The sequence below is a fragment of the Belliella alkalica genome (assembly GCF_022549785.1).
Lineage (GTDB): Bacteria > Bacteroidota > Bacteroidia > Cytophagales > Cyclobacteriaceae > Belliella > Belliella alkalica.
Window position 1 is genome coordinate 176974 of sequence record NZ_JAKZGO010000004.1, and the last position, 12775, is coordinate 189748.

The window sequence follows — 12775 nt, forward strand, 5'->3', positions numbered from 1 at the left end:
TTTTAAGAAAAAGGATAAAATGATTCAAGAAGTTAGTGATTTAGTAAAAGAATGGGCATCAGAATTTGGTGCGAATAATGAAAATGAATTCTCCAAATCTTACATTTATAGAGAAAATATCAGAGGAGAAGCATTAAAAGATAATGGAGCCTTTTTTGGACTAATTCATCCAGAAGAAGAGCAATCGGGAGCCTATCATGATTATTCTTTTGTTATTTTTCCTACAGAAGAAGATAAACCTTGGGTTGTTTCATTTTGTGTTGGATCAAGTAATTTTAAAAGAGATTACGAATTAGCAAGTCGGCCTGGATTGAGAAGGCTTTTTTCAAACCTAACTAATATCAATGGTCATTGCTCACCAGACTTTACAAATACTACTTCATCACTTCCCTATAGTTTTAGTAGAAATTCGAAAATTCAGCATTTATCCCGAACAATCAAAAAATACTCTACTGTAATCAATAGCTGTCAAATAATTGAGAACCCCCTCGATGAAGAGGGTCAAAAATACATAAAAGGGTTTCTTGCTGCATACGCCAAAATCAGGGAATGGCCTACAAATCCACAACATAGAAAAGCTGTTTCAAATGCACTAAAACCGTTTCTTAAAGAAGATAATGTAAAGGACATAGAATCAATTCAAAACTTACTTTATGAAAGAAAGTTTATAGTTCTCCAAGGACCTCCTGGAACTGGTAAAACGACACTTGCAAAAGCAATAGTTACTGAACTAAAAGCAATAAGTTTCTTTATTCAATTTCATGCAGAGACTTCATATTCTGACTTTATTTATGGAATAAGACCTAATCTTACAAGTGATGAGCTTTCTTATCAAGGGACTCCAGGTAGTTTAACTGAAGCTATTTTGTTTGCAAAAGACAATCCTAATGAGGAGGTAGTACTTATAATTGATGAAATAAATAGAGCAAATCTATCCAATGTTTTAGGGCCTGTTTTTTATCTCTTTGAACACAAAATGAAAGATGCAGATGTCTTTATTAAAATAGCTCCTGGATTAGAAATAAATCAACTTCCCTCTAATTTCTATGTGATTGCAACGATGAACACTGCCGACAGAAGCTTGGCAGTAGTTGATTTTGCATTAAGAAGACGTTTTGCATGGTATCCTGTTAAACCAAAGCCAATCTCAGACCCAAATTTTTATAAAGATGACTTTAATAAAATTTCTGAAATTTTTGACTGGCATGCAACTTCCAATGAATTGAATCTCCAACCAGGCCAAGGTTACTTTCTAGCTGATTCAAATGATGAAATGGAAAATAGAATTAGATATGAAATCTTCCCTTTGATTAGAGAGTATATTGAAGAAGGCTTATTGACTTCCGCTATTGAAGAGTTCAATAGTTATTTCATGAATCGGATTAATCAACCACTTTTCGAATGATAAAAGGTCAATGCTTATTTCATGAAATCCCATGCTTAACAGAAAGATCTTCACCGATTAGTGGTAAAGAATTGCAAAAAAAAGTATTCAAAAAGGCTGATAAAACTATAATTGTCCTCTATTTACAAAAGTTTTTAGATTACAATTCAGATCTTTTTAGTTTTCTGGGTATAGAAGCTTTTATTGAAGGATCCGATTTAAATGCTTTTATCCAATTTAAAAGTTCTCAATACATTGGAGCTATTCCTCTTAGAGCCCCTGATACTGGTAAACAAATTGGTGATTTCGTTGTCTCTCCTAGATTTACAGGCAAAAACCGATTCGAAGAATATGTGGAAATTTTGGATCTCTTAGGCAGTGAAATAAATCCTGAATTTATTGATAGCCTCCCATTGGCTTCTAAAAAAGCTTTTAGGCCTCCGCTTTACTTAGAAGCTATTAAGTTAATTTCTGCTTTAGAAAAGCTAGTCAAACAAAACTGGAGAAAGTTTGATAATAGGGAAATTCAATCAAACCAACCAATTGGCCAGATTAACTGGAATAAATATATCAGTCAAAGTTACAAAGTTGAAAATAGGTTAATATACCCTACCCGGAAAAACTTTATAAGTGAGTTTCATTCCGAATATAGCGAAATTAGATTTGTCTATGACTTGTGCAAACTAGAATTATTAAGCCCAAATACCCCTGTAAGAATCAGAGTTCCCATTTCAAAAAGAATTTCTTTTTTGGATGAAAGATTATATTTCCATAAACCTAAAATCACCTCCAAAGTATCAGTAAAAAATGCTGATAGCTTTATAATCAAAGAAACCAAGGAAATCGCCAATAGAATTTTAAATTACAACCTTATAGAAGGAACAGCATGGAGAGTTGATTTTGCTGATGTTTTTGAAAAGTTTACTCAGCATATTTTCAAAGAGATAGCGAAATCAACAGGAGGAAAATTTATTCCTAAATTAAAAATTAACTCTAATTCTCGGAATAAATTCCAGTGGAATTTGAATAATCTAGAACCAGATGGAGTATTGATAAATGATGATCTAATTATTTTTATTGATGCTAAATACAAGTCTCACTTTTATAATAAATATGAACATAATGAAACTTTAAAGGAAGAGCACAGGAAAGACCTTCACCAAATTCTTGCATATAGTTCTTTTAATGATGCTAAAAATAAGATTGGATTCTTGTGCTATCCATCTAATAAAATTGAGTTTTCAATGAAAGAATATAACTTCTCCCAAATGAGTTTTTCAAATAAAATCTACATGATTGGGATACCATTTAAAAAAGAAGTAATTCATCAGGTAAAAGAAAAAGTTGCGGCCATAGTAAATGAGTTCAAAACAATTTAATTCTGCTAAGAATAAGTTATTTCTCAATCAATTTAGTAAATCCCAATCAGCCATAAGCGCTTTTTAAATGAAGTATAACTACTTCTGAACCCATGCCCTAAAATCGGCCGTAGCAGACTGACTGGTAATTAGTTTTTTGTCTTGTCCGCTCACTTGAATCGCCAGGTTGTTTTTGCCATAGCGCTCCATGCGGACGATGGCTTTCTTGTGAACCAATTCGGATCTATTGATCCTAAAAAATTGTGTCGGCGATACATTTTCCTCTATTTCTTTCAAAGTGCTGATTCCCATCAAATGGCCTTTTCCGTTCATTTCTATGGCTCTGACAATTCCCTCTTCGGCCAAAAAATAAGCTATGCTATCCACTTCCAAGAAATAGCTGTCTTTGGCGGTATTGATGATAAATCTATTTTTGTAAACTTGACTTGAAGAAGGTTCCGAAGGTGAGGTGAAAATGTTGGGAGGTTGATTTCTGAAAAGCAAAAACTTTCTCCATGCTTTTTCGAATCGATCAAAAGTAAATGGTTTCAATAGGTAATCAATCCCATTGCTTTCAAAAGCTTCCAACATAAATGTATTGTATGCTGTAGTAAAGATAATCGGTGACTTCAAGGCGATTTCCTGATAGATGTCAAAAGCATTGCCATCTTGCAGGGAGATATCGGAAATGATAAGGTCCACTTTTCCCCCATCTTCAAAAAAAGAAATGGCTTCATCCACAGTAGCACATTCAGCTAGCACTTGGATATCATCTTGCAGCTGCCCAATATAGCGCAATAGTTTTCTCCTTGCAGGAAGTTCATCTTCTATGATCAGGATATCAATATGCATCATTAAATAGGTATGGAAGTCGAATCGTAAATTTTTCTTCTGTTTTCTCAATGCTAGGACTAGTTTCTCCAAAAAGCTGATACTGGGCTCTTAGATTTTCCAATCCTCTTCCTCCATCGAGCTTTGGCAACTTTTTGGGTTTGCGTGTATTGCTTATTTGGAGTGATTTTTCTTCAAAGACCAGCTCAATTTCCACCGGGAATTTTTCTGTTCCAATATTATGCTCTATTGCATTTTCAAGCAACAATTGCAGACTCAATGGTGGTAAGAAGGCATTTGTTGGGAACTGCCCTGAAACGTGAAGCCTATAAGCATCTCCAAATTTCTGCTGCATCAGCCTGAAATAGTGTTGCGCAAAATGAAACTCTTCTTCCAGACTGACCAACTTTCGTTCCGATGCCTTAAGTACATAGCGGTAGATTTCAGAAAAATCATGGAGAAATCCAGAAGCTTTTTCTTTGTCTTCTTCGATCAGTTGATCAAGTACATTCAAGTTATTGAAAAGAAAATGTGGGTCTAATTGTGCTTTGAGCTTGGATAGCTGACTTTCGATCTGAGCTTTTTCGAGTTCTAAAATTTTCTCTTTGTCCTCCTGATTCTTGTGAAAATAATAATGTGCCAAGAAGAAACCTCCGTAGACAAATACATCAATGACATATTTGATGTTTGAGCTTGCCAAGGAGTTAAAATTGAAATTTCTCGCTACAGTATTGAAAGAAAGTGATATCAAAAATGCCAAAACGTTATTTCCAATCACATAAACAAAAAGGGAAATAGTGAATACAGAAAGCGCATGTCTAAGTGTCAGCTTTTCTTCAAACCTTCGGATCACCAAACCGATGATTACAAACAAAAGCATAGCATTGATCAGCTGACCAATGGCTGCGTCTGGAGTAAACAAAAACCAACGGAAGGATTTACTAAAGTAGAACCTGATCTGTATGGATTCCAAATAGGCAAAGATGACTATAAAAGCCAAAAAGTATTTGCTCAAATAAAGTGATTGGAAAAACTTCTTCATAGTATGATTGGTATTGTAAAAATAGCCCTTTCTTTCAAAAGGGCTATAAGCGATTGTTAAATCATTTTGATTACTCTACAGGAGGGAAAGAAAAGAGCACTTCGCCTTTTTCGTCATAGAAATCCAATTTGGCTTGGTTCTCTTGATCTACATAGAACATTGCTCTTGGCATCCCTTGGTCATCGAATAGGAACAGTCCGTTGTTTTGGCTTCCTGATTTGCCAAGCATCACCCTAGGTGCCCCACCAACAAATCCCTGTTCTTGATATTCCTGCATTTTGGCACGAGCTGCAGCAGGATCGGTTTTCCTCAACTCCTGTACTTCTGCCATGATTTCCATTGTTTTGAGTTGGGTTTCTTTTTCAGCCCTATCCATAAACACTAGACTGCTGCTCACCCTTCTTTTGTCACCTTGCTTGGCATCTGTAGTCAATAGCTGCATTACTTGGTCACCATCATATTGGTCAAATGTCAAGGACAAACCAGAGCTGTGGCCGTTTTCGGTAAGTGCGCCATCGTAGATAAATCCACCGCACTCTATACCGTCTTCATTAAAGAAAATCATTCCTGAACGCTTTTTTCTTTCAGCATTGGTAGGTCTGTCATTGATTTTGGTATCGCCATTTGGGAATTTATCCACATTGGTGATGATCATCTTGACGGTGCCATCAGCTTCCACGATATTGATTCTTTGGACATCAATTTCTTCAAAATGGTGATTTCCATTGTTTTTGAATGCAACTGATGCAAGTAAAATTGCGCCGCCCGCCATAGCTAGTGCAAAAGTTCTGAGTAATACTAATTCCCTGTTCATATTGATTTGGTTTTTGTTTTGAATGATTGATGCCTCAAAACTACATTCTACAAACCTGGTCGCACCCTAAAAAAAGATGAGCTAAGGAATATTTCCAATGAGCTGGGATAGAACTGGTTTGAACAAAGATGCTAAAAAATTACTTTATCTTTTGAAATTTAATAAAGTCTTAGTTTTTTTGTTAAAATTGATTTTTATGAAAACTTTTGGAAAAGCTCTTTACATGTTTTTGGTGATTGCATTTAGTATGAACATAGGTTGGGTGATCTATTATTGGAATATTCATGATAATTTTTCATTGTTAACCTTTGAAGTGCCCAAAACTATTTACCTCCTAATTCAAGTCCTAGCACTTGCTTCATTCTCAAAAAGTTTGATTGACTTATTCAAAACGGACAATGATAAAAATGAGATCTAATTGAGATTTTAAACATGAATATCAAACCTTATCTGGATTTTTACCAAAAGGAAAAAAAGCTCTCTAAGCCTCAAATAATCAAATTTTCTGCTTGTGCTTTGATCCTGAATTTTGCTTATCAATATCTTTTGATAGATCCTATGGCGATTCGTTTGGGGGTAGGAGGTATGGATACTGCTTTCAGCAATTCAGATACTATCACAATCTTTAGTGCATTGATTCTCGCACCCGTTCTTGAGGAGTTATTGGTTAGGGGCTATATGTCTGGTAAGCATATTCATTTTTGGTTTTTCTTTATTTTACCAATAATTGGGGCACTAGTTTTCATGAATTTTTGGTGGTTAATGATTGGTATTGGGCTTGTTTTTTTGATTTGGGCTTTATCGGAGAATAAAAAGAACCCAGACCAGACTTATATTTCTTCTGGTTTATTTTATTCAACTTATATTTTCACTGCATTATTTTTTGCGATTCTACACATTGAAAATATCGAAACCGATTCTATTTTCCAGAAGATTTCATTTTGTATGATATCTCTTACTCCGGGAGCACTTTTGTTTGGCTGGATCAGGTATCAAGGTGGCTTGCACTATTCGATTATACTTCATGGCTTGTTTAATTTGATTACTATAAGTTTGAATGAATTACTTTATGTATCATAATTAATTAACCAGACAGAACATTACATCTCTTCCATTTACACTTTGGCGAAAACCTCCGTTCTCTTTGTGGTTAATTCTACTTTGCGAATATTTGCTCCTCCCCAAACTTTGCGAGCTTCTACCTCACCACAACCTCACATACCCATTTTCATGAAGCTCTTCGACAGATTTTATCGGGAAAGTTCGGCCATTTTTGATCATGTAAACTTCATCGGAAATCTGCATGATATGTTCATAAAGATGGTCTGAAACCAAAATTCCTTTGTTCGACTTCTCTTCAAGGATTAGATTTTTGATCGTGTCCACGTGGACAGGCATGATGTGGGAGAAAGGCTCATCAAGGATGACAAATTTGCTTTTTGACTTGAGGACAAGGTATAATTCCAAAATTCGCTTCACACCACCAGAAAGATGTGCCATTTTTATTCCCCTGTACTGCTCAAACTCGGGAAAAGATTCGATAAATGCCTCAATATCTATTTCAAAATCATCAAAAATACGTTCTAAAGATAAGCTGTCTGGCACAAAGTTATGCTGTGGTAGATAGCGCAAATCCTCTGGTAGCCGACTAGAGCCCAAAAGGCTTTTGCCATTGATTCTGATTGATTTTTCCTCTGTAAGTGGATCGCCAATAATGATTTTCATCAAGCAGGATTTCCCGCAGCCATTTCTTCCCAAAAGCCCAGTGACATTTCCAGTGGTACATTTTAAATACACATTTTGCAAAATACGGTTGATCCCAAAGCTTAGCATCACACCATCTACTTCTAGGATATGGCTCATGCTATTTGTAAAGTTAAGATCATCAATATCAAAAACAGAAAAAAGTCAAAACCCAAACTTCCTATCCACAGGCTTTTCTTTCCAAGCCCGAGGTTTTTGTAATAGTAATATTCATGTCGCATCTCGTCATTTTGAAAGAAATAGATCAAACCGGATACCCCTAATTTTAGCCAAGTGAGCAGCATAAAGGATTTTCCTCCAGAAGAAAAAGCGATTACCAAGCATGTCAAAGTAATCACCAAACTAAATAAGGCAAAAGAGCTGTAGAATACCCTTATTAGTTTGATCTTTTTCTTTAGTTCTATCATGTACAAAATGGATTTCTATTTTACATTTAGAATTTTTTTTATATCAAACTTTGAATCATCGAGCTTCATTGGTACGATTTTGTTGGCAGTCATCACTTGATAGTAGTCATCGTAGTAGGTTACAATTCTCAAAGCAAGTGCACCATTTGTAAATTCAAGATATCCAGACCAATCTCCAAACTTATGAGATTCAAAATTTGCCGGATTCACTTTTATCTTATTGGAGTAAAACGTAACTGACTTATCCTTTTTTACTGATTCACAACGATACTTTAGGATTTTGGCTTTCTTTTTACCTTTGCTGTAGTTAGATTTTCCTTGTTCCCAAATACCAGCATCCAATTTATATACCCCATCACCATTTTTATAGTAATAGACATTTCCTTTTTGATTGTATAATTGTATCAATGCTTCTTCTTGATCGAAGGCTACATAATTCCCTTCTTTGATGTAATAATGTTGCTCTTTGAAAAGCACATCTTGCTTTTGCTTGGTGATGTTTTCCCCTTCGAGGGTGAAATATTCGTAAGTGTAATGAATGTATCCTTCAAAATACTCTTGGCCTTTGGCATTTTGCAAAAACATTAGCCCCATAAAAAGGGCAGAAAATAAAAGCTTCTTCATAGAAAGGGGATGTTAAAAGTAAATTTAAAAATTAAGTTTAAAATTCATGCAGAAAGTCTGGCTACTTTCTAATTTAAGTACCTTTTAATTTTATTTTTCATTGGAACCTCCAAAAAAAGGGTGATTGATGGTTATTTCCCCCTGACAAATTATGTTAAAAAATAAAAACTATAATTTTTATATCAATCTACAAACCAATAACCTAAACTAAAAAATATTACCAAAATTTCCCCTAAATCATCTCTTCGAAACTTTGCTCCTTCCCAAACTTTGCGAGAAACAAAAAAAGCCCCCTTTCGGAGGCCTTTTTAATATTTGAGGCAATAATTCTAAATCTATATCTGCTTTTTTACCAGTCGCCACTTACATTCATGTGCATATTCTAACTTCAGTGCAGTCGACTGTCAGCTGTTTTCTACACCACAGGCGCACAAGTCGTTGACAATTTGATCTTGTCTGAATTTGGTTTACACATTAGTGTCCAGTCTCAGGTTTTGTTCTTCGTTAATTGGATATCCCTTTTCATACTAGTACCCATTTTTAATATTGCTTGAAGTTCAAATCAATCAGCTGTTATCGTATGAGCGTCGACTGTTGTCAAATTTTTATTTTTTGTTTTTAACATATTTTTCCAACCACTCGTGTTGTTCATAAAGGGTATGTAGAATGGATTCTTCTGCCGCATAGCCATGGCTTTCGTGAGGTAAGAATACCAATCTAGTAGTAGCTCCATGTCCTTTTAGTGCATTGTAATAACGCTCAGATTGGATTGGGAATGTTCCTGCATTATTGTCAGCCATACCATGGATCAATAGAATTGGAGTTTTCACTTTGTCAGCATGCATAAATGGCGCCATCGTATTGTACACATCTGGAGCTTCCCAGTATGTTCTCTGCTCGTATTGGAAACCAAAAGGAGTCAAAGTTCTATTGTAAGCACCACTTCTAGCGATTCCTGCCGCAAAGAGATTGGTATGTGAAAGCAAGTTTGCAGTCATAAACGCTCCATAAGAGTGGCCACCAACAGCTATCTTTTCTCTATCTCCTATTCCAGAATCTACGATATAGTCAATCGCTGCTTCTGCATTGGCTACAAGTTGCTCTAAGAAGAAGTCATTTGGTTCAAGGTCACCTTCACCTACGATGGGCATCTCTGTCTGATCCATGATCGCATATCCTTGTGTCACCCAGTACAGCGGAGATCCCCAGCTTAGTCTGGTAAACCTGTAAAGAGAACCTCTTACTTGAGAAGCCACGGCAGCGGACTTGTATTCTCTTGGGTAAGCCCACATCAATACTGGCAATCTGCCATCTTTTGCTGGGTCATAGCCTTCAGGTGTGTAGACTACCGCTGATAGATCCAAGCCATCATTTCTTTTATATTTTACCAACTCTTTTTTGATTCCTTTGATCGACTCATAAGGATGCTCAAAATTTGTGATTTGAAGAGGAGCGATCCTTTTTCTTGTGTTTACCAACCAGTAGTTAGGTTGCAATTCTATACCTTCTTTGGAAGTGATAAACTCAGTAGCGTCATTATTCAAAACTTTCACTACCCTTTCATAGTATGGAGCTTGACTTCTCCAAAGTATTTTTTCAGTTTTGGTCTTTACGTTAAATGTAGAAAGGTATGGCATGCTTCCTTCAGGCGATCCCCCTTCACTTGTCATAAATACATCGTCACCTTTTCTTAAAATTACACTTCTTCCATATTGGTTGGTAGTAAATACAGGGCTTCCTGGATCATTGTAGATATCATCTGAAGATCTTTCGATGATCACTGTCCCTTTGTCCATTGGCTTGGAAGGATTTATCAGTCTTACGATTTGTTTTCTGGTAGCAGACCATCTTTCACTGAATAGTGCAAAATTGTCATCTGACCAAGAAATACCACCGTATCTATATGCAGTACTTGCAAATTTCACCTTGTTTCCAGAAAATGGAGCGTCTAATGTATATACGATATCTCTCTCCGCAACATCAACTCTGCCGTCACCACCATCTTGAGCTTCTACCCAGTATAGCGTCGCTGGCTTGTCAGCTCTCCAGTTGATCGATCTTGGACCGGTCACTGTTGCATCAAAACCAGTTGGTCTTACTTCATCCAAAGGTATTTCTGCAAATGTCTTGATATTTTTGCCAGTCATATCCCAAATCTGTACATCATATGGGAATCTAGATGCTGGTACTAGGTAAGAGAATGGCTTTTTGATCTTATCAATCATCACATACTTACCATCTGGAGAAAGACTCACTGAGCTAAACATACCTGGTTGTCCAAATGCTGTTTTGTTACCATCCAAATCGATTAGCATCAATTGTGAATCCATAAAATATGCGAATAGATCTTCTTCATGTCTGTTTGTCAACAGATCCTGATATGTTCTTGATGGAGCGGCATTTCCTGAAGTTTCCTGGATCGTTGGTCCTACAGGAGCCAATGGAGCTACTGGAATTGAACCTCTTTTAGGATTGATAGCTTTCAAAAGAATCTTGTTGTCAGGAGTCCAGCTCATGGTGCCTCCCATGACATCGTTGACAATTTCGTCTGTTAGTTTTTTTGCTTCAAAAGTCGTAAGGTCAACTAGCCATAAACTGATTCCAGTATTGCTTGTATTGGTGACAGCGGCATATTTTTCATCTTTTGAAAGAGCAAAACCTCCAAGTCTTGCATTTGTAGGCAATCCTTTGATTTGTGTTTCTACACCTGTTCTAGTGTTTTTGATTTTGACATTTTCTACAGCACCGCTACGGCTAGGACCATTGGTAGCTGGATTGATTCTCATCCCTGCTATTCTCAATTCAGGCTGAGCCAGATCTTCAATAGATGGATTTCCAGAGCGCTCTAGTAGCAGCATAAACTCTCCCGTACGGCTAAAACTTGCAGATGGGGTAGATGGTGCCAATACCAAGTCAGCGATTTCTTTTGGGGGTTTTTGGTAGGTTAAGGAGCTTTGTGCAAATGCGCTTGGTAGGGTAATGATCCATGCAAGGCATAGCCACATCGAAGCTTTCACCGTATTTTGTAATGAGTATAGCATAGTAAAATTCGTTATTTGTAGAAATTTACAGCTTTTAGTTCATCTTACAGCAAATTTTTGAATTTTAGGTAGCGCAAAGATATAAACGGTAAATTCTGGTGCTTAAAAACAAAAAAGGAGCACGATGGCTCCTTTTTGAAATCAAATCAATGATTTGAACTGTATATTTTTCCTAAATGGTTTATTTTCCAACTGCACCTACAGAAATCATGGCACATCTGAAACCAATGTGATTGGTTGCAGAGTCTTGGTGCATAAATCTCCTAGTTCCAGGGGATAACCAATATGCCATATCTCTCCATGATCCACCTTTGTATACTCTATAATTATCGTCGATCAAGGTAGTTTTGTAATCAGTTTCTTCATCAAATATGCCATCTTTTCTCAATGGATTCAAGTCGTCAAAATCAGTAAATGAAAGTGGTCTGTACACATCCTGAACCCACTCGTTTACATTTCCTGCCATTTGGTATAATCCAAAATCATTTGGTGGGTAATCATACACATTGGTAGGAATGATATCACCATCATTAGCAAGTCCACCTGCAATACCTGCATAATCACCTCTACCTCTTTTGAAGTTGGCTAGCATATCGCCTTGCTTACCTCTTCTTTTTATATTGTATGGATTTCTTACGCCTCTACCATCCCAAGGATAAATCCTTCCATATTCTTGATTTTCGTCCATGTACTGCGTTCCAATCATAGCCTTAGCAGCGTATTCCCATTCAGCTTCGTTAGGAAGTCTGTATTCTGGTATTGCCACGCCTCTTTCTAGTAATTGATTTTTTGTCAAGGTACTATCTAGACCTTCTTTTTCACGCATCAACTCACTGACACGTTCTGTTCTCCATTTTGCATATGCAGATGCTTGCGTCCATGAAACTCCCGCTACAGGATAAAAATTAAAACCAGGGAATCTAAAATAGTAAGTATCATATACGTCATTATATGACATTGCTCCTGCCCATACTTTTTCGGAAGGCTCTAGTTTCAATACGGAATCCGCACTGACTTTCTTTCGCATACCAAATAAAAACTCTCTGTAATCATTATTGGTGATTTCTGTTTCATCCATGTAAAAAGAAGCTATGGTAACTGTTCTTTCTACATTATCTCTGAAGGCCATTATGTCTTCTTCTTGAGATCCGATCACCGCTCTACCACCCTGAATATACTTCAAGTTTGGCCCAACAAATTGCTTTGACATTTTGGTTACGATGAAGTTTGTACTGTCATTCGCATCAAAACTAAAATCAGCACCGGTAGTGGCACTTTTTTTCCCTGGCTTAGCGGCAGTCCTTCTACCATAACCAGGCGTTTTATTACAAGATGATAATATGCCTGTTGCTATAAAAAGCAAAGCAATGGCAACTATCCCCAATTTATTCTTTCCAAAAACCATATGACATTAAGTGTTTTTTGTGCACAAATAGAACGCTAATATATAATCAATAATATCTTATCACAATTTTATTTTTTACTGCACTGCTCATAAGAAGTGCGAAAT

General features: G+C 36.4%; 12 protein-coding genes. 4 read left to right on the plus strand and 8 right to left on the minus strand.

Going from position 1 to position 12775, the window contains the following annotated elements; translation table 11 throughout:
• The first annotated feature begins 19 nt into the window (after positions 1-19).
• Together MM213_RS06435 and MM213_RS06440 are read left to right on the plus strand one after the other, a co-directional pair.
• Positions 20-1405: an McrB family protein gene (locus tag MM213_RS06435; protein ID WP_241410665.1), complete on the plus strand. Its 1386-nt coding sequence runs from the start codon at positions 20-22 to the stop codon at positions 1403-1405.
• Positions 1402-2763, plus strand: coding sequence for an McrC family protein (locus MM213_RS06440; protein WP_241410666.1), 1362 nt, complete (start codon positions 1402-1404; stop codon positions 2761-2763). The genes MM213_RS06435 and MM213_RS06440 overlap by 4 nt, the downstream gene beginning before the upstream one ends.
• 78 nt (positions 2764-2841) lie before the next feature.
• Here the strand turns inward: MM213_RS06440 and MM213_RS06445 are convergent, their stop codons facing one another.
• From MM213_RS06445 to MM213_RS06455, 3 genes are all read right to left on the minus strand, one after another.
• Positions 2842-3597, minus strand: a complete 756-nt coding sequence (locus MM213_RS06445; RefSeq protein WP_241410667.1) for a LytR/AlgR family response regulator transcription factor — start codon at positions 3595-3597, stop codon at positions 2842-2844.
• Positions 3584-4615, minus strand: coding sequence for a sensor histidine kinase (locus MM213_RS06450; RefSeq protein WP_241410668.1), 1032 nt, complete (start codon positions 4613-4615; stop codon positions 3584-3586). The genes MM213_RS06445 and MM213_RS06450 overlap by 14 nt, the downstream gene beginning before the upstream one ends.
• A gap of 70 nt (positions 4616-4685) precedes the next feature.
• Positions 4686-5429: a hypothetical protein gene (locus MM213_RS06455; RefSeq protein ID WP_241410669.1), complete on the minus strand. Its 744-nt coding sequence runs from the start codon at positions 5427-5429 to the stop codon at positions 4686-4688.
• A 196-nt stretch (positions 5430-5625) separates the two neighbouring features.
• Here MM213_RS06455 and MM213_RS06460 point away from each other — a divergent pair, with 196 nt between their 5' ends.
• Together MM213_RS06460 and MM213_RS06465 are read left to right on the plus strand one after the other, a co-directional pair.
• Complete coding sequence (locus tag MM213_RS06460; RefSeq protein ID WP_241410670.1) at positions 5626-5847, plus strand: hypothetical protein; 222 nt, start codon at positions 5626-5628, stop codon at positions 5845-5847.
• A 14-nt stretch (positions 5848-5861) separates the two neighbouring features.
• Positions 5862-6509 (plus strand): CPBP family glutamic-type intramembrane protease, encoded by a 648-nt coding sequence (locus tag MM213_RS06465; protein WP_241410671.1) that lies wholly within the window; start codon positions 5862-5864, stop codon positions 6507-6509.
• 123 nt (positions 6510-6632) lie between these two features.
• Here the strand turns inward: MM213_RS06465 and MM213_RS06470 are convergent, their stop codons facing one another.
• The 5 genes from MM213_RS06470 to gldJ form a co-directional block, all read right to left on the minus strand.
• Positions 6633-7292: an ATP-binding cassette domain-containing protein gene (locus tag MM213_RS06470; RefSeq protein ID WP_241410672.1), complete on the minus strand. Its 660-nt coding sequence runs from the start codon at positions 7290-7292 to the stop codon at positions 6633-6635.
• Positions 7289-7600, minus strand: coding sequence for a hypothetical protein (locus tag MM213_RS06475; protein ID WP_241410673.1), 312 nt, complete (start codon positions 7598-7600; stop codon positions 7289-7291). The genes MM213_RS06470 and MM213_RS06475 overlap by 4 nt, the downstream gene beginning before the upstream one ends.
• 15 nt (positions 7601-7615) lie before the next feature.
• A complete protein-coding gene (locus MM213_RS06480) occupies positions 7616-8224 on the minus strand; it encodes a hypothetical protein (protein WP_241410674.1) in 609 nt (202 codons plus the stop codon).
• A gap of 605 nt (positions 8225-8829) precedes the next feature.
• Positions 8830-11229, minus strand: coding sequence for an alpha/beta hydrolase family protein (locus tag MM213_RS06485; RefSeq protein ID WP_439647564.1), 2400 nt, complete (start codon positions 11227-11229; stop codon positions 8830-8832).
• A gap of 217 nt (positions 11230-11446) precedes the next feature.
• Positions 11447-12670, minus strand: coding sequence for a gliding motility lipoprotein GldJ (gene gldJ, locus MM213_RS06490; protein WP_241410676.1), 1224 nt, complete (start codon positions 12668-12670; stop codon positions 11447-11449).
• Between the last annotated feature and the right edge of the window lie 105 nt (positions 12671-12775).